The following is a 16,760-nucleotide window of genomic DNA, read 5'->3' on the forward strand; positions in this document are numbered from 1 at the left end:
CCGGCGGCCCCGGATTCGGCAACGAGTTCGGCGACTTCATGTCGGACATCTTCGACAACTTCTTCGGCGACGGCCGCGCGGGGCCCCAGCAGGCGCGAGCCGGGCGCAGCGCCGCGCCCGGCCGCGAGCGCGGGGCGGACCTGCGCTACAGCCTGGAGATCAGCCTGGAGGAGGCGTTCACCGGCAAGGCCGAGACCATCCGCATCCCGACCTCGATCACCTGCGAGACCTGCGCGGGCTCCGGTGCCAAGCCTGGTTCGAAGCCGCGCACCTGCCAGACCTGCGCCGGCTACGGCCGCGTGCGCGCGGCGCAGGGGTTCTTCGCCATCGAGCGCACCTGCCCGAACTGCCATGGCCGCGGCGAGATCGTCGACGACCCCTGCGCCGCCTGCGCCGGGGCCGGCCGGGTCAACCGCGAGCGCACGCTGGCGATCAACGTGCCGGCGGGTGTGGACGACGGCCTGCGCATCCGGCTCGCGGGCGAGGGCGAGAGCGGCCTGCGCGGCGGACCGGCCGGCGACCTCTACGTCTTCCTCTCGATCCGCCAGCACGCGTTCTTCCAGCGCGACGGCGCCGACCTGTTCTGCCGCGTGCCGATCTCGATGGTCACCGCCGCGCTCGCCGGCGAGATCACCGTGCCGGTGATCGACGGCTCGCAGACGCAGGTGCGGGTCCCGGCCGGCACCCAGACCGCCAAGCAGTTCCGCATCAAGGGCAAGGGCATGCCGGTGCTGCGCACCCGCGAGGCCGGCGACCTCTACATCCAGGTCTTCGTCGAGACCCCGCAGAACCTGACCAAGCGCCAGCGCGAACTGCTGCAGGAGTTCGACCAGACGGCATCCGACGAGAACCACCCCGAGAGCGCGGGCTTCTTCTCGAAGGTGCGCGACTTCCTCGGCGGGTTCGGCGGCGCCGCGCGCCAGTGACGGAGCGGCTGGCGGGACGCGGCGGCGATGGATCGAATCGACCCGTCTCCGGTTGAGGTCTTTGCGCGGTCGCCGTGATCGCATTGTGCTAGGCACGGATGGTGCCTTGACTGTAAGACGGCTCGACCGCGACCGGCCGCCCGCCACGATCGGACCTGAAGGAAGCCCGGACTTGCCGCCGCTACGTCGTTCCAGTGCGAAAGCTTCGTCCGCGAACGTCGGTGAGCGGCGCGACCCGCTGGAGGACGAGGCGCGGTTCCTCAAGTCCTGGCTGGAGCGGCCGCTCGTGACCGGCTCGGTCACCCCGTCCGGCAAGATGCTCGCCCGCACCATGGCGGCCTATGTCGATCCCGGCCGCCCCGGCCAGGTGATCGAGATCGGCCCCGGCACCGGCCCCGTCACCGAGGCGCTGATCCGGCGCGGCATCGCTCCCGAGCGCCTCGTGCTGGTGGAGTTCAACCCGGATTTCTGCACCCTGCTGCGGCGGCGCTTTCCCGCCGCCACGGTGCTGCGGGGCGATGCCTACGACATCCGCGAGAGCGTCGGCGCGGTGCTCTCCGAGCCCGCCGCCGCCACGGTGTCGAGCCTGCCGCTGTTCACCAAGCCGCTGGAGCAGCGCCTCGACCTGCTCAACACCGCCCACGACCTGATGCACCCCGGCGCGCCGTTCGTGCAGTTCACCTACGCGGTCGTGCCCCCGATCCCCGCCCGCTGCGCCGCCGGCAGCTACACCGCCAGCGGTTCGAACCGCGTCTGGCTCAACCTGCCGCCGGCCCGCGTCTGGGTCTACCGCAGGCCCTGACGGATTCTTCCGCGGGCGGGAGCCAATCCTTTTGCGGGGGGATCACCGCGGCCGGCCTTCAGGTGCCCTCCGCGATCCGCTCGATCACCGGCGGCCCCTCCGGCACGCCATCGCCCATCGCGTAGGCCGCCCGCAAAGCCGCCTCCGCCCGGTCGGCGGCGGCCTCGTCCGCGGCGTGCACGACCCCGAGCCGCCCGCCGACATCGCCCGGCCGCGCCAGCTCGGAGAATCCGACACGTCCGTCGATGCCGTCCTCCGGGCGGGTGCGGCCTCCGCCGAGACCGATCACCGCCAGTCCGATCTCCCGCGTGGCGACGCGTGCCACGGTGCCCGGCGCGCGGACCTCGCGTATCACCGGCGCCGTCGGAATGTATTTTGCCGGCTGATCGACAAGATCGACCGGGCCGCCCAGCGCCGAGACCATCCGCGCGAACACCTCCAGCGCGTGGCCCGACGCCAAGCCCGCGTTCAGCCGCGCGACCGCGGCCTCCCGATCCGGCGCGAGCCCGCCGGCGATCAGCATCTCGCCTGCGAGCGCGAGGGTCACGGCGTGGAAGCGCGGCTCGCGCCGGCGGCCGGCGAGGTGGTCGATCGCGTAGGCGACCTCCAGCCCGTTGCCGGCAAAGGAGGCCAGCGGCGCGTCCATGTCGGTGATCAGTGCCACCGTCGCGAGCCCGGCCGCGTTGGCCACAGCGACGATGCTGCGGGCCAGCCCGCGCGCCGCGTCCAGGCCGGCCATGAAGGCGCCGGAGCCGGTCTTCACGTCCATCACCAGACCGTCGAGGCCGGCGGCGAGCTTCTTTGCGAGGATCGAGGCGGTGATCAGGTCGAGGGATTCCACCGTGCCGGTGACGTCGCGGATCGCGTAGAGCCGCCGGTCGGCCGGCGCCAGTTCCGCCGTCTGCCCGATGATGGCGCAGCCCACCTGCGCCACGACCGTGCGGAAGCGGTCGAGGTCCGGCGCCGCGTCGTAGCCCGGGATGCTCGCGAGCTTGTCCAGCGTGCCCCCGGTATGGCCGAGCCCGCGTCCCGAGATCATCGGCACGAAGCCGCCGCAGGCCGCGACCATCGGCGCCAGCACGAGGCTCACCGCGTCGCCGATGCCGCCGGTGGAGTGTTTGTCGAGGACGGGGCCGGGCAGGTCCCAGGCGAGCACGGTGCCGGATCGCGTCATCGCCCGCGTCAGCGCGACGCGCTCGGGGATCGACATCCCGCGGAGGAACACCGCCATCGCGAAGGCCGCCGCCTGCCCCTCGCCGACCCGCCCGTCGGTGAGCCCGGCGACGAAGTCGGCGATCGCGGCCTCATCGAGCGCGAGCCCGTCGCGCTTGCGCCGGATCGTCTCCTGCGGCAGCCTCACGCCCCCGCCTCCCGCGCGGCCATGAGGGCGGCAAACAGGCCGCTCGCACCGATCCGGAAGGTCGCGGGGCTCGCCCAGTCCGGCCCCATCGCCCGGTCGGCGAGGGCGAGGTAGGCGGCGGCGTCGGCCAGCGTGCGCAGGCCGCCCGAGATCTTCACGCCGCCCCGGCCGACCGCACGGACGACCCCGAGCATGGTCTGCACCGCCCCGGGCGTGGCCGAGACCGGGGTCTTGCCGGTGGAGGTTTTGATGAAGTCGGCGCCGGCCGCGAGCGCCAGCCGGCTCGCCGCCGCGATGGTCTCGGGCGCCGCCAGGGCGCCGGTCTCCAGGATCACCTTGAGGCAGGTTCGGGTCGTGCCGGGACAGACCTCGCGCACGGCCTCGACCAGGCCGCGCGCCGTATCCGGGTCGCCGCGCAGGAGCGCGCGGTAGGGCAGGACGAGGTCGATCTCGTGGGCGCCGTCGCGCAGGGCGGCTTCCGTGTCATCGACGGCGCGCGCGACATCCTCGGCGCCGGCGGGGAAGTTGATCACGGTCGCGACCCGCACCGGGCAGCCCGCCAGGGCGCGGGCCGCCTGGGACACGAATTGCGGCCAGACGCACAAAGCCGCGACCCCGCCGGCGCGGGCATCCCGGCAGAGCGCGTCGATGCGGGTCGCGGTGCAGGTGTCGGCGAGATCCGTCAGGTCGAGGAGCGGCAGGATGCGCTCGGCCGTCGCGCGCGTCATGTCGTCCCTCCCGCGCCGTCTTCCGTCGGCAGGCCCGCGATGAAGGCGCGGACGAGCCGGACGAGGTCATCGGATGCGGCGGCGGCCGCCTGCCGGGTCTCGGCATGGTGCGGGTCGCCGTCGCCGATCCCGGCGGCGCGGTTGGTCACCACCGAGACCGCGGCGACGGGCAGGCCGAGGAAGCGGGCGAGGATCACCTCCGGCACCGTCGACATGCCGACGAGGTCGGCGCCGAGCCGGCCCGCCATCCGCACCTCGGCCGGTGTCTCGAAGCTCGGGCCCGAGAACCACGCGTAGACCCCCGCATGGAGGGGGATGCCGCAGGCCCGCGCCGCCGCGCGGAGCCTTCCCTGCAAGGCGGGATCGTAGGCCCGCGTCATCGGCACGAAGCGCGCGTCGCCCGCCTCGCCGATCAGCGGGTTGAGGCCCGACAGGTTGATGTGGTCGGTAAGCATCACGAGGCTGCCGGGGCCGGCCTCCGGCATCAGCGAGCCGGCGGCGTTGGTGAGCAGCAGGCAGGCGGCGCCGAGCGCCGCGGCCGCGGCGATGGGCGCGCGCATCGCCGCCGCGTCGCCGTGCTCGTAGGCATGCGCCCGGCCCTCGAACACCAGCACCGAACGTCCGGCCAGCCGCCCGCGATGCAGCCGCCCGCGATGCCCGCCGACGCCGGAACCGGGGAAGCCCGGGATGTCGCGATAGGGCAGGGCGACCGCGTCCGCGAGGGCGTCGGCGATGCCGCCGAGCCCGGTCCCGGTGACGATGGCGCAGGCGTGCGGGCCGGCAAAGCCCGCCGGGCGCAAGGCGTCGGCCGCCTCAGACACCGAGCGTCTCCGGGCCGAAGGCGAACGGCAGAAGCTCCTCGAGGGTGAAGCTGCGGGCCATGCCGTCCGGCCCGGCCGCGTGGACCGGCGTGTCGGGGCCCGCGAATTCGCGGATGCGCTGGCGGCAGGCGCCGCAGGGCGTGACGAGGCCGCCGCCGCCGAGCACCAGGATTTCGCGGATGCGCCGCCCGCCCGCGAGGATCATCGCGGCGATCGCCCCGGCCTCGGCGCAGGTGCCGACCGGATAGGCGGCGTTCTCGACGTTGCAGCCGGCATGGATCGCGCCCGCCTCGTCACGGAGCGCCGCGCCGACGGCGAAGCGCGAATAGGGCGCGTGCGCCCGGCCGCGGGCCGCGGCGGCGGCATCGAACAGGGCGGCGAGGTCCGGGGTCTCGCGGGGGGCGGGGCCTTGCATCCCGCAAGCTTTGGCACCGGCCCTGCCGGCCTGTCGAGGGGCGATCGTATCGACAGGCGCGCGCCGGGCTCCTAAGAGGCGACGGCATTGTCACGAACCGGGGACGACGGATGCTGGGCCGGTACGAGCGCGGGGCGGGCGGCGAGGCGGTGGTCGCCTACGGCGACGGCACGATGCGGGTGGTCAAGCCCGGCGCCTTCGTGCGCTGCGCGGTCACCGGCGCCGAGATCGCCCTGGACGATCTGCGCTACTGGAGCGCCGTGCGCCAGGAAGCCTATGCCAGCCCCGAGGCCGTGCTAGAGCGGCTGAGGCGGACCGGGCGGCCGTAAGCGCCTTGGACGCAGCGCACGGGCGCGCTCACGGCTCCCATTGCAGGAACACCGAGCTGGAGAACGAGAACACCCGTTCGCCGTGCTGGTTGGTCCCCGTGTTGTCGGCGAACGCCAGGCCCCAGCCGGGGCGCGAACCGGAGGCGCGCTTGTCGGTCAGCGTGGTGGCGTAGCGCACCGTGTCGCCGGCATAGACCGGGCGAAGCCAGCGCAACGCGCGAAAGCCCGGCGACGGCCCCATCGCCGGGGCGGGTCCCCGCGCGGCGGTGTGGGCGTGGTCGCGGGCGCGCGTGGCGAGCAGGCGCTTCATGTAGGCGGCGCCCGTGTGCCAGCCCGAGGCGCACAGGCCCCCGAAATGCGTGTGCCGGGCGCCCTCCGGATCGGTGTGGAACACCTGCGGGTCGTAGGCGCGGGCGAACGTCGTGATCGCCTCGGCAGTGAAGGCGTAGGTGCCGAGGTCGCGGGTCGCGCCGATCGCGGCGTCCTTCAGGAACGGCAGGGTCTCGGCATCCTCCGGCTCGGCGACCGGGGCCGGATCGCCGGTCTCGACGATCCGCGGGGCGGGCGGTTCGGCGCCCCGGCGGGCGAGCATGATGGTGAAGCGTTGGCTCATCACGGTCTCGCCGCGCCCGTTCTCCAGGCCGATGGCGCAGGCGACGAAGCCCCGGTCGGGCTTCGAGGCCGAGATCCGGGTCTCCTCCACCCGCAGCGACACCCGCAGCGCGTCGCCCGGCAGCACCGGCTTCAGCCAGCGCAGCTCGGTGACGCCGGGGGAGCCGAGCGACGAGTGCCCGCCCATCGGCCCGGCGTGCAGCAGCCGCATGCCCAGCGCCGCGGTGTGCCAGCCCGAGGCGATCAGCCGGCCGGCGAAGGTCTTCTCCGCCGCCGCCTCGTCGAGGTGGAAGGGCTGCGCGTCGAATTCCTGCGCGAACCGCACGATGTCGTCGCGGGTGACGGTCAGCGGCGCGCCGACGATCACCTGGCCGGCGGAGAAGTCCTCGAATTCGAGGCCGGACATGGGCGCGCCCCGGCTCAGTTGGCGAAGCGGAAATGCAGCACGTCGCCGTCCTGCACGAGGTAGTCCTTGCCCTCCAGCCGCAGCTTGCCGGCGTCGCGCGCGCCGGCCTCGCCCTTGAGCGCGGTGTAGTCGGTAAACGCGATGGTCTCGGCGCGGATGAAGCCCTTCTCGAAGTCGGTGTGGATCACGCCCGCCGCCGCGGGCGCCCGCGTGCCCTTCGTGATCGTCCAGGCGCGGGCCTCCTTCGGGCCGACGGTGAAGTAGGTGATCAGGCCGAGCAGGTCGTAGCCGGCGCGGATCACCCGGTTGAGGCCGGGTTCGGCGAGCCCCACGGCTTCGAGGTAGTCGCCCTGGTCGGCGGCCGGCATCACCGCGATCTCGCTCTCGATCTTGGCCGAGACCACCACCGCCTGCGCGCCCTCGGCCTTCGCGCGCTCCAGCACGACGGCGGAATGGGCGTTGCCCTTGTCGGCGTCGGCCTCGTCGACGTTGCAGACGTAGAGCACGGGTTTGGCCGTCATCAGGCCGAGCTGCTGGAACAGCTTCTCCTCGTCCGGCTTGCGGTCAACCATGCGGGCGGGCTTGCCCTCGCGCAGGTACGGCAACGCGCGGTTGACGAGGTCCAGAAATTCCTTGGCCTCCTTGTCGGCGCCCCTGGCCCGCTTCTCCAGGGCGAAGACGCGCTTTTCCAGGCTGTCGAGGTCGGCCAGCATCAGTTCGGTCTCGATGGTCTCGATGTCGGCTTGTGGGTCGACCTTGCCCTCGACATGGGTGACGTCGCCGTCGTCGAAGCAGCGGACCACGTGGGCGATGGCGTCGCATTCGCGGATGTTGGCCAGGAACTGGTTGCCCAGGCCCTCGCCCTTTGAGGCGCCGCGCACGAGGCCCGCGATGTCGACGAAGGTCAGCCGCGTCGGGACGATCTCCTTCGAGGACGCGATCTTCGCCAGGTGGTCGAGGCGCGAGTCGGGCACCGCCACGTCGCCGACGTTCGGCTCGATGGTGCAGAACGGGTAGTTGGCGGCCTGCGCCGCCGCCGTCTGCGTCAGCGCGTTGAAGAGGGTCGACTTGCCGACGTTCGGCAGGCCGACGATGCCGCATTTGAAGCCCATGATATTCCTCAAGAATCCGTCATGATCGTCTCGGGCGGAACCCGGAATGGGTTGACGATCGTCGTACCTTCGACCTCGCGGCCGTGTTGATAATCCTCGGAGAGCAGGAACCGGCATCCGGTTCGGATCGCCGCGCCGAGGATGACGCAGTCCCACCACTGGAAGCGGGTCTGCTGGTGCAGAGACCATGCGTCCGCGATCAGCTCAAGATCGGTCACGCCGTGCGACCATACCTCCAGCGCGAGCGTCGTGCGCCGCGCTTCCTCCGGTTCGAGCCGAAGTTTGCCTCGCAGGACGACCGCATGGATCTCGCCCAGAACCTGCGGACTCACCACGATCAGATTCCGCGTCGCCAGCATCGCGAGCCAGCGCCGAGCCGTCTCCCGCTTCTCCGGAAAGCGATCGTCGCGGGCATAGAGAAACACGTTGGTATCGACGAAGACCCGGGTATCGACGAAGCCCCGGGTATCGACGAAGCCCCGGATCGCGGCGAGGCCGACCTCAATCGTCATTGTAGATCTGATCGCGCGTCGGCGCCTTCCCATTCTCATCGAGGACGTGAAGCGGCGGCCCCGCCAGGAACTGCTCCAGCGCCTCACTCTGCGTCATCGGCCGCCCGATGCGCTGCTCGACCGTCTCACTGATGAACTTCGACAGGCTCTTGCCTTCGCTCGCGGCCGCGATGCGCGCGCGGCGCAGCACGACTTCGTCCATCGTCACGGTCACGTTCTTCATCGGCGGGCCCTCACGCGCATCGATATCGTGTTCTCGTGTTTCCGTGTCAATTCCTGCCGCCGGGCCGCGCCGCGTCGGCCCAGCCGCGCCCGACCATCGCGAGATGCACCCCGTTCTGAAAACTCTCGTTCTCGCCGGACGCGAGCAGCGCGACCGCGTCGGCCACCGCCCGGCACAGGTCCTCGACCCAGGGCTCCTCGGATTTGGCGAAATCGTTGAGCACGTAGGCGTGCACCAGCGCCTTGTCGCCGGGGTGCCCGATGCCGAGGCGCACCCGGCGGTAGTCGTTGCCGCAATGCGCGGTGATCGAGCGCAGGCCGTTGTGGCCGGCATTGCCCCCCCCACACTTCACCCGGATCCGGGCCGGCGCCAGATCGAGCTCGTCGTGCAGCACGATCACGTCGTTGAGGGCGATCTTGTAGAAACGCTGCGCCTCGGCGACCGCGCGGCCGGATTCGTTCATGAAGGTCTGCGGCTTCAGGAGGATCGCGCGCTCCGGCCCGAGGGACACCTCGGCGGCCTCGCCCTGGAAGCGGCGCCGGAACGGGCTCGCGCGGTGGATCCGGGCGATCTCGTCGAGCGCCAGGAAGCCGATGTTGTGGCGGTTGCGCGCGTAGGCGCGGCCCGGATTGCCCAGGCCCACGATGAGCCGCATGGCGACTGACTCCCCGCCTCAGAAACACGAACGCCCCGGCCGCGGGGCCGGGGCATTCCTTCGGGAGATGCCGCCGCGAAGGGGCGCGGCGGCGGGACCCTGAGCCTGGGCTCAGTCCTCCTTCTTCTCCTCGGCGTCGCCCTCGGCCGCGTCGGCCTCGGCCTTCTCCTCGGCGGCCTCGGAGGACTGCGCCTCGGCGATGGCGGCCTCTTCGGCCTCCACCTCGGCGCCGAGCACGGTCGGCGGCACGACGTTGGCGACCGGGTCGGTCGCCGCGCCGGTATAGGTGACGCCCGCCGGCAGCGCGATGTCGGAGACGTGGATCACGTCGCCGATCTCGCGGCCGGTGAGGTCGACCTCGATGCCGTCGGGGATCTGGTCGGGGGCGACGTCGACGGGCAGCGTGTGCAGCACGATGTTGAGTGTGCCGCCCTTCTGCTTGATGCCGGGCGCCGCGTCCTCGTTGTGGAAGTGCACCGGCACCTCGACGGTGACGGTCTGGCCGGCGACGACGCGCAGGAAGTCGACGTGCATCGGCACGCCGGAGACCGGGTCGAGCTGGAAGTCGCGCGGGATCGCGCGGGTCTTGCGGCCGCCGGCCTCGATCTCGAACAGCGTGGTCTTGAAGCCGCCGGCATAGATCAGGGTGCGGGCGCGGACGAGGTCGATGCTGATCGCCTGCGGGGGCTGGCCGCCGCCGTAGACGACGGCGGGAACGCGGCCCTGGCGACGAACGGCCCGGGCGGCCCCCTTGCCGACCCGGTCGCGTGCCACGGCCTCAAGCGGCTTGACTGCGCTCATGGCGTGATCCTTCTGTCATGGTTGATCGGGGAAACGACGAAGGCCGCCCGAAACGGACGGCCCGACGACCGAAGCCCACGCGCCCGTGCCTCCAAGGGTGTCTGGCGGGCGTAGGCCGGCCTATAGCGGCCGCGGTCCGCGATGGCAATCGCGCCGATCGGCGGTTCCGGGCGCCGAACCGGGGTCGACGACCCTTGCGCCGACGACCCTTGCGCCGACGACCCTTGCGCCGACGCCCGCGTTCCGCCTCGCCGGGCCGGCCGTGTCACGCCGGTTGCCGGCCGCCCAGGATCGCGCGCACCTGCGCCCGCACCGCGTCCGGATCGGCGAAGCGAAGCACCACCGGCAGCACGCGCACCCGCGCGGCGAACGCATCGGGCAGGCGCGCAGCATCCTTCTCGGTGGTGGCGAGGCCGGCGCCGAGCCGTTCGGCGTCCGCCGCGAGCCGGGCGAGGTCAGTTGCGCGGAACGGGTGGTGGTCGGGGAAGGCGCGCGTGGCCGCGATCTCGGCGCCGGCCTCGCGCAGGGACGCGAAGAACTTCTCGGGGCGGCCGATGCCGGCGAACGCCAGCACCCGGCGCCCGGCGAGCGCCGCGCCTTGCGGCACCAGCCGGGCGCGGTGCACGGGCAGGCCGCGCCGCGCGGCGTCGGCGGCCAGCGCCTCGCCGGACGCGCCCTCGCCGACCAGCACGAGGCCGCCGACATGCGGCCATTGCCGCTCCAGCGGCGCGCGCAAGGGGCCCGCGGGGAAGGGCAGGCCGTTGCCGGTGCCGGTGCCGGCATCGACGACGGCGAGGGACAGCGCCTTGCTGAGGCTTGGGTTCTGCAGGCCGTCGTCCATCACGATCACGTCGGCGCCCTGCGCACGGCAGAGATGCGCGCCGGCGACCCGGTCGCGGGCGACGATCGCCGGGCCATGCCGGGCGAGCAGCAGCGGCTCGTCGCCGACCGCGCGCCAGCCGTGGCGGGCGGGATCGACCACCACCGGGCCGGGCAGGCTGCCGCCGTAGCCGCGGCTGAGGAAGGCCGGGCGGCGGCCGAGGTCGCGCAGTATCAGGGCCAGCGCGATCGCGGCCGGCGTCTTACCGGCACCGCCCAGCGTGAAGTTACCCAGGCACAGCACCGGATATTCCGCGCGCGCACCCGGCCGGTCCATCCGCGCGGCAGCAAGCCCGCCATAGGCGCGGCCGAGCGGCGCGAGGAGCCGCGCGGCCGGGTGGTCCGGCGCGGCCTGCCAGAAGCGCGGTGGGCGCATCACGCCCGTTGCGGCGCGGAATGCGTCATCTGCGCGAGGAACGGGTCGAGCACCGCGAGCGTGCGTTCCACCGCGCCCTCGAACGGCGCCAGCGCCCGCTGCCCGGCCTGGGCCATCGCGGCGAGGCGCGCGGGCGCGGCAAGCAGGTCGCCCACCGTCGCCGCCAGGTCCGCGCCGTCGGTGACAGCCATCGCGCCCCCGCCGGCATCGAGCGCGCGGTAGACCTCGGTGAAGTTCTCCGTGTGCGGCCCGTGCAGCACGGCGCCGCCGAGGCGCACCGGCTCGATCGGGTTCTGGCCGCCATGCGGCACCAGCGAGCCGCCGAGGAACACCAGCGGGCTCAGGCGGTAGAACAGCCCGAGTTCGCCGAGCGTGTCGGCGACGTAGAGGTCGATCGCCGGGTCCGGGCGCGCCCCCGCCGCCCGGCGCGCGCTGCGCAACCCCTGCTGCGCCGCGCAATCCGCGACCTCGACCCCGCGGCGGGGATGGCGCGGGGCGACGATGGTGAGCAGCCGCGGGAACCGGTCCTTCAGCGCCGCGTGCGCCTGCGCCACGGCCGCGTCCTCGCCGGGATGCGTGCTCGCCGCGACCCAGACCGGGCGGTCGCCGATCAGGTCGCCGAGGGACACCAACTGCTCCCGGTCGGCCGGCGGCACCGCGGCATCGTATTTGAGGTTCCCCGCGACGCCGACCCGCGGCGCGCCCAGCCGCGCGAAGCGCTCGGCATCCTCCAGCGTCTGCGCGAGGCAGACCGCGATCCGCGCAAACAGCGCCCCGGCGCTCCGCGGCGCCCGCGCCCAGCCCGCGAACGAGCGCGCCGACATCCGCCCGCTGACCAGCAGCAGCGGGGTCGCGCGCGCGTCGAGCGCCATCACGACGTTCGGCCAGATCTCGGATTCGGCCGCCAGCGCGAGGTCCGGCCGCCAGTGCCCGAGGAAGCGCGCGACCCAGCGCGGCGCATCCAGCGGCACGTACTGGTGCACGGCGCCGGCCGGCAGCCGCGGGCCGATCACCTCGGCGGCGCTGCGGGTGCCGGTGGTGACCAGCACCGAGACGCCGCGGGCGGCCATCCCCTCGACGAGGCCGACCAGGGAGAGCGCCTCGCCGACCGACGCCCCGTGCATCCACACGAGCGGCCCGGCGGGCCGCGCCCGGCCGGGCAGGCCGCGGCGCTCGGGCAGGCGCGCCGGGTCCTCCTTGCCGCGCCGCGCCCGCCACGCCAGCAGCCCCGCGACGGCGGGCTCGCCGAGCCAGAGGCCGCCGCGATAGGCCCGCAACGCCAGGGTGAGGGGGGGCGCCCCCGTCGCGGTTCTCCCGGCGGATGCCTCGCGGGATGCCTCGGCCGGGTCGCTCATGCCGGCTCGGCGATCCGGGCCGTGCCCGCCCGGCCGAGCCCGCCGGCGCCGACCCGGTCGAGGCGCCCGACGATCGTGTAGGCGCGGTCGTGGACCCGGTTCATCTCGGCCTCGACCCGGCCGCGCAGGGCCTCGAAGGTCTCCGGGTCCGGATCGCGCGGCACGGTGATCGCCTCGCCGAACACCACCGCGCCGCGCCCGAACGGCAGCCCGAGGCAGGCGCGGTCCCAGCTTCCGAAGCGGATGTGCCGGCTCGTCACCACCGCCACCGGCACGATCGGCCGGCCGGAGAAGCGGGCGAGCGTGAGGATGCCCGCGTCGGCGCGCCGCGCGATCTTGGGCACGTCGGCGCTGAAGGCGACGATCTCGCCGTTCCTGAGGGCGCGCAGCATCGCGCGCAGCCCTTCCGCGCCGCCCTTGGCCCTGGCGTCCTTCACCACCCGGCCCCGTGCGCCCGAGGCCCGGATCACCCGCACGCCGAGGCGGGTGAGCGCGATGGTGTTGATATTGCCGTCGGGGTTCTTCGAGATGATCGTCGCGACGCGGTCCTTCGGCCGCCCCGCGAACGAGACCATGATGTGCTGGCCGTGCCACATCCCGGCGATGAACGGCGACAGCCCGTCGAGCCAGGGGTCGGCGTCGGCCGGCTCGACCGTGAAGCGGTTGGTGCGGCGCACGAGGCCGAGATAGCCGGCAGCGATCCGCCCGAGGGCGCCCTGCACGGTCGGGTGGCGGACGAGGCGCTTGGCCAGGCTCATGTCTCGCTTCCCAGGACCGGCCGCCGGCGGGCGGCGGGGCCGGTCGGGGTCTCACGCGAACAACGGCGGCGGCGCAGCGCCGATCGCGGTTGTCTAGACCCGTCCGACTTGCCGGCGCAACCGATCCGATCCGGCGTCGCCGCGCCCGATCCCGCGCCTCCCGCGACGGCACCCCGCCGCACGGGGACGATTTCGCTTGTTTGGATCGATTCCAGATCATAGATTGGAATGAATCCAAACAGGAAGCCGCCGAGCATGGCAGCCGCAATCGATGGGGGGCGCGCCGCGCCGCAGGATGCACATCGCGCCTTCGTGCTGCGCTACGTCCAGCCGGGGCTCGCCGGGCTGATCGACGGCTCGGTCTCGACGCTGGCGCCGATCTTCGCCGCCGCCTTCGCCACGCACGGCAACGGACCGACCTTCCTCGTCGGGCTCGCGGCCTCCGTCGGGGCCGGCATCAGCATGGGCTTCACCGAGGCGCTCTCGGACGACGGCAGCGTCACCGGGCGCGGGTCGCCGTGGATGCGCGGCCTCGTCTGCGGCGCGATGACGGCACTCGGGGGCCTGGGCCACACGCTGCCCTACGCGATCCCCGACGCGTGGCCGAACGCCTTCGCGTGGGCCACCGGGCTCGCGGTGCTGGTGGTGGCAATCGAGCTGGTCGTGATCGCCGCGATCCGCACCCGGTACATGGCGACGTCGTTCGGCCGGGCGGTGCTCCAGATCGTGCTCGGCGGCGGGCTGGTGCTGGCGGTCGGCGTTCTCATCGGGAGCGCGTGAGGGGCTGCGCGCCCCGGTTCGGCATCCGCGCCCGCGGCATCCCGATCGATGGCGGCCGGTCCGGTTGACGCCATCGTCCGCGCTGCTTTCGAGATGGATGAACGAGGAAGCAGACGATCAACGGACCGGCGCCCGCCGCCGGCGCGGGAGCCTACGCCGCCGCCTGCATGCGCTGCCGCACCGCGCGCATGTCGCGCCCCGGCGGCGTCCCGAACATGCGGCCGTAATCCCGCGTGAACTGGGAGACGCTCTCGTAGCCGACGCCGTGGGCGGCGCTGCCGATCGTGACACCATCCGCCAGCATCATGCGCCGTGCCTCGATCAGCCGGAGCTGCTTCTGGAACCGAAGCGGCGTCAGCGAGGTCACGGTGCGAAAGTGGTGGTGGAACGCGGACGGGCTCATCCCGGCCGCCTGCGCCAGCCGCTCGACCCGCAGCGGCTGCGCGAAGCCGGTGCGGATGAGCGCGACGGCGCGGGCGATGCGCTGCGCGTGGCTGTCGGCGACGCCGAGCGTTCGGATGGCGCCGCCATGCCGGCCCGAGAGCAGCCAGTAATGCAGCTCGCGCACGAGCTGGCCGTGCAGGACGGGCAAGGAGCGCGGCCGGTCGAGCAGGCGCATGAGCCGCAGGGCCGAATCCGCGACCTCGGCTTCGGTGGGATCGACGCGCACCGGCATGCCCGCCGCGAACGGGGCGGGGCCGATCTCGATCACCAGCTCCGCGATCACCGCGGGGTCGAGCTCCACGACGAGGGCGAGGTAGGGCGTTCCCGGCGTCGCGCGGGTGATCTGGCTCACGGTGGGCACGTCGGCGGTGATCAGCAGCGACGCGCCCGCCGCGAAATCGAAGGTGCTGGCGCCAAGGCTCACGCGCTTGGCGCCTTGCAGGACGAGCGCCACGAGCGGCCGCGAGATTGCGTAGTGCAGGACGCCCGGCCTGGTCTCGCGGATGACCGTGAGGCCGGAGACCGGCGTCCGGGCGATGCCGTCCCCGTCGGCATGGGCTTGCGCGTAGCGCCGCGCGGCGTCGAGCAACGTTCCGGTCATGCCGGCGTCTTAGGACGCGCCGCGCGGCCCCGCAATCGCATCCGGAGGAATGGGCAAGAACGGCCGACGATCGGGCAACACCGCTCGGCGCGCATCGGGCATAGCCGGGTCATCGCACAACCGCCACCGGGATGTTATCGATGACCACCCTCTCGCTCGTCACCGGCGCCAGCCGCGGCCTCGGCCGCAACATCGCGACCAGCATCGCCCGCCACGGCGGCGACGTGATCCTCACCTACCGCCATGGCGCCGACGAGGCGCGGGCCGTCGTCGCCGAGATCGAGGCGCTCGGCCGCAAGGCGGTGGCGCTGCAACTCGACGTCACGCGGGTATCGAGCTTCCCGTCCTTCGCGGAGCATGTCCGCGCGGCGCTCGGCACGACGTGGGACCGCGCCGCCTTCGACCACCTCGTCAACAACGCCGGCCAGGGCGAGATGGCGAGCCTTGCCGAGACCACCGAGGCGCAGTTCGACGCCCTGTTCGACACCCACGTCAAGGGCGTGTTCTTCCTGACGCAGGCCCTGCTGCCGACGCTCACGGACGGCGGCCGCATCGTCAACGTCTCGTCGGGGCTGACGCGCGTGTCCTTCCCCGGCTTCTCGGCTTACGCGGCGGCCAAGGGCGCGGTCGAGATCCTGACCGTGTACATGGCCCGGGAACTCGGGAGCCGGGGCATCACCGCCAACACCGTCGCGCCCGGCGCGATCGAGACGGACTTCCTCGGCGGCGCCGTGCGCGACATGCCGGACCTCAACCGGCAGTTCGCCGCCATGACCGCGCTCGGCCGCGTCGGCCTGCCCGACGACGTCGGCCCGATGGTGGCGAGCCTGCTCGGGCCCGGCAACCGCTGGGTCAACGGCCAGCGCATCGAGGTGTCGGGCGGCCAGACGATCTGAGCGATCGCACCGCAGGCGCCGTCCCCTGCCGACCGAGACGATCTCAGGCCCAAGACGAGCGTCCCGGAGACGAGTGTCCCGTCATCACGACCCACGGCCGTGATGACGGGGTTCGGGGCCCGGCGGCCTTGAGGATGGTGTCGAAGGGTTCGTCGCCCGTGAGGGGCGCGGTGCCGACGCCGGTGCGGATGCCGGCCTCGCCCGCAACGGCTTCCATCGCGCGGCAGCCGTCGGTCGTCATCCGCTTTTCTTCCTCCTGCGGGTTGCCGGACCGACCGTCAGAGCCGGAGCGTCTGAAGTTCCTCGTCGGAGACGCGTCCGCTGACAGCCTCGTCGAGGAAGGAGCGCAGCCGAATGCGTGCTTCGCCCTTGAAAGGGCGCAGGGCGTTTTGCATAACTTCGTCGATCGTCTCGCCGAGCATTTCAAAATCTTCAATGAACTGTAGTCCGAATATTTTAAATTCCTTTGATACCTCCATCTCAATCTCCATCATTGCGCGGGTAAGCCGTGATGACGCGATAGCCGCGCGGGGCGCCTGTATCGTGGACGATGAAGACGCCAACCCCGTAGGTGGTACGCATGTAAGGTTCGATATCCTTCGTGCTATACGCCTCTCGCCCGGTTGGATAGCCGAACCGATAGGTTACAAAGTCATCCGCTTTGCTTTCTTCCGCGGGTTGCCGGACCGATCGTCAGAGCCGATCACGCGCCGCCGTCAGCATCACGCGCAACTCGCTGGCATCGCGAAAGTAGATGTCGCTCGGTGTCGCGTTCCACAGCGTCTGGAGTTCTGCGTCAGAGACCCGCGCATTGACGGCCTCGTCGAGGAAGGCACGCAGACGCACCCTTGCATCGCCCTTGAAGGGGCCTAGGACACTTTGCAGGAGTTCGTCGAGGGTCTCGCCTCGCAGTTCGATATCTTGGATGAATTGTAGGCCGAATGTTTTGAATTCTTCCGACATTTTCAT

General features: G+C 72.5%; 21 protein-coding genes and 1 pseudogene. 5 read left to right on the forward strand and 17 right to left on the reverse strand.

Going from position 1 to position 16,760, the window contains the following annotated elements:
- Together ACFE86_RS08450 and ACFE86_RS08455 are read left to right on the forward strand one after the other, a co-directional pair.
- On the forward strand, positions 1-926 hold a 926-nt coding region (locus tag ACFE86_RS08450), incomplete at its 5' end, for a molecular chaperone DnaJ (RefSeq protein ID WP_375454886.1).
- A gap of 172 nt (positions 927-1,098) precedes the next feature.
- A complete protein-coding gene (locus ACFE86_RS08455) occupies positions 1,099-1,728 on the forward strand; it encodes a class I SAM-dependent methyltransferase (protein WP_375454887.1) in 630 nt (209 codons plus the stop codon).
- A gap of 58 nt (positions 1,729-1,786) precedes the next feature.
- On the opposite strand, the gene deoA is transcribed toward ACFE86_RS08455, so the two are convergent.
- The 4 genes from deoA to cdd are packed head-to-tail and all read right to left on the reverse strand — an operon-like array spanning position 1,787 to position 5,052.
- Positions 1,787-3,088: a thymidine phosphorylase gene (gene deoA, locus ACFE86_RS08460; protein WP_375454888.1), complete on the reverse strand. Its 1,302-nt coding sequence runs from the start codon at positions 3,086-3,088 to the stop codon at positions 1,787-1,789.
- Positions 3,085-3,816: a deoxyribose-phosphate aldolase gene (gene deoC, locus ACFE86_RS08465; protein WP_375454889.1), complete on the reverse strand. Its 732-nt coding sequence runs from the start codon at positions 3,814-3,816 to the stop codon at positions 3,085-3,087. The genes deoA and deoC overlap by 4 nt, the downstream gene beginning before the upstream one ends.
- Entirely contained in the window at positions 3,813-4,637 is an 825-nt protein-coding gene (locus ACFE86_RS08470) for a purine-nucleoside phosphorylase (protein ID WP_375454890.1), read from the reverse strand. Before ACFE86_RS08470 ends, deoC begins: the two co-directional genes overlap by 4 nt.
- Positions 4,630-5,052, reverse strand: a complete 423-nt coding sequence (gene cdd, locus ACFE86_RS08475; RefSeq protein WP_375454891.1) for a cytidine deaminase — start codon at positions 5,050-5,052, stop codon at positions 4,630-4,632. The genes ACFE86_RS08470 and cdd overlap by 8 nt, the downstream gene beginning before the upstream one ends.
- Before the next feature lie 110 nt (positions 5,053-5,162).
- Here cdd and ACFE86_RS08480 point away from each other — a divergent pair, with 110 nt between their 5' ends.
- Complete coding sequence (locus tag ACFE86_RS08480) at positions 5,163-5,381, forward strand: DUF2093 domain-containing protein (RefSeq protein WP_375454892.1); 219 nt, start codon at positions 5,163-5,165, stop codon at positions 5,379-5,381.
- A 28-nt stretch (positions 5,382-5,409) separates the two neighbouring features.
- Here ACFE86_RS08480 and ACFE86_RS08485 read toward each other — a convergent pair whose 3' ends face one another.
- The 9 genes from ACFE86_RS08485 to ACFE86_RS08525 form a co-directional block, all read right to left on the reverse strand.
- On the reverse strand, positions 5,410-6,399 hold the full coding sequence (locus ACFE86_RS08485) for a MaoC family dehydratase (RefSeq protein WP_375454893.1): 990 nt from the start codon (positions 6,397-6,399) through the stop codon (positions 5,410-5,412).
- 14 nt (positions 6,400-6,413) lie between these two features.
- Positions 6,414-7,511 (reverse strand): redox-regulated ATPase YchF, encoded by a 1,098-nt coding sequence (gene ychF / locus ACFE86_RS08490; RefSeq protein ID WP_375454894.1) that lies wholly within the window; start codon positions 7,509-7,511, stop codon positions 6,414-6,416.
- 8 nt (positions 7,512-7,519) lie between these two features.
- The gene (locus ACFE86_RS08495) at positions 7,520-8,023 is read right to left on the reverse strand and encodes a PIN domain-containing protein (protein ID WP_375454895.1); all 504 of its coding nucleotides are present in this window, start codon (positions 8,021-8,023) and stop codon (positions 7,520-7,522) included.
- Positions 8,013-8,246: a hypothetical protein gene (locus ACFE86_RS08500; protein WP_375454896.1), complete on the reverse strand. Its 234-nt coding sequence runs from the start codon at positions 8,244-8,246 to the stop codon at positions 8,013-8,015. The genes ACFE86_RS08495 and ACFE86_RS08500 overlap by 11 nt, the downstream gene beginning before the upstream one ends.
- Positions 8,247-8,292: 46 nt before the next feature.
- Entirely contained in the window at positions 8,293-8,901 is a 609-nt protein-coding gene (gene pth / locus ACFE86_RS08505) for an aminoacyl-tRNA hydrolase (protein ID WP_375454897.1), read from the reverse strand.
- A gap of 111 nt (positions 8,902-9,012) precedes the next feature.
- Positions 9,013-9,702, reverse strand: a complete 690-nt coding sequence (locus ACFE86_RS08510) for a 50S ribosomal protein L25/general stress protein Ctc (RefSeq protein WP_375454898.1) — start codon at positions 9,700-9,702, stop codon at positions 9,013-9,015.
- Between the two features lie 265 nt (positions 9,703-9,967).
- On the reverse strand, positions 9,968-10,957 hold the full coding sequence (gene lpxK / locus ACFE86_RS08515) for a tetraacyldisaccharide 4'-kinase (RefSeq protein WP_375454899.1): 990 nt from the start codon (positions 10,955-10,957) through the stop codon (positions 9,968-9,970).
- Positions 10,957-12,312, reverse strand: a complete 1,356-nt coding sequence (locus tag ACFE86_RS08520) for a 3-deoxy-D-manno-octulosonic acid transferase (protein WP_375454900.1) — start codon at positions 12,310-12,312, stop codon at positions 10,957-10,959. Before ACFE86_RS08520 ends, lpxK begins: the two co-directional genes overlap by 1 nt.
- Complete coding sequence (locus ACFE86_RS08525; RefSeq protein ID WP_375454901.1) at positions 12,309-13,070, reverse strand: lysophospholipid acyltransferase family protein; 762 nt, start codon at positions 13,068-13,070, stop codon at positions 12,309-12,311. The genes ACFE86_RS08520 and ACFE86_RS08525 overlap by 4 nt, the downstream gene beginning before the upstream one ends.
- A gap of 300 nt (positions 13,071-13,370) precedes the next feature.
- On the opposite strand from ACFE86_RS08525, the pseudogene ACFE86_RS08530 reads away from it, so the two are divergent.
- Positions 13,371-13,850 (forward strand): annotated as a pseudogene (locus ACFE86_RS08530) (VIT family protein); the annotation flags it as partial.
- A gap of 151 nt (positions 13,851-14,001) precedes the next feature.
- On the opposite strand, the gene ACFE86_RS08535 reads toward ACFE86_RS08530, so the two are convergent.
- A complete protein-coding gene (locus tag ACFE86_RS08535) occupies positions 14,002-14,895 on the reverse strand; it encodes an AraC family transcriptional regulator N-terminal domain-containing protein (RefSeq protein WP_375454902.1) in 894 nt (297 codons plus the stop codon).
- Between the two features lie 140 nt (positions 14,896-15,035).
- Between ACFE86_RS08535 and ACFE86_RS08540 the strand changes: the two genes are divergently transcribed.
- Positions 15,036-15,791 (forward strand): SDR family NAD(P)-dependent oxidoreductase, encoded by a 756-nt coding sequence (locus tag ACFE86_RS08540; RefSeq protein WP_375454903.1) that lies wholly within the window; start codon positions 15,036-15,038, stop codon positions 15,789-15,791.
- A gap of 43 nt (positions 15,792-15,834) precedes the next feature.
- On the opposite strand, the gene ACFE86_RS08545 is transcribed toward ACFE86_RS08540, so the two are convergent.
- From ACFE86_RS08545 to ACFE86_RS08555, 3 genes are all read right to left on the reverse strand, one after another.
- Complete coding sequence (locus ACFE86_RS08545; RefSeq protein WP_375454904.1) at positions 15,835-16,032, reverse strand: hypothetical protein; 198 nt, start codon at positions 16,030-16,032, stop codon at positions 15,835-15,837.
- 37 nt (positions 16,033-16,069) lie between these two features.
- Complete coding sequence (locus ACFE86_RS08550; protein WP_375454905.1) at positions 16,070-16,282, reverse strand: hypothetical protein; 213 nt, start codon at positions 16,280-16,282, stop codon at positions 16,070-16,072.
- Positions 16,283-16,484: 202 nt separating this feature from the next.
- Positions 16,485-16,760 (reverse strand): hypothetical protein, encoded by a 276-nt coding sequence (locus ACFE86_RS08555; RefSeq protein ID WP_375454906.1) that lies wholly within the window; start codon positions 16,758-16,760, stop codon positions 16,485-16,487.

The organism is uncultured Methylobacterium sp., from assembly GCF_964244095.1.
In the GTDB taxonomy this organism is placed as follows: Bacteria; Pseudomonadota; Alphaproteobacteria; order Rhizobiales; family Beijerinckiaceae; genus Methylobacterium.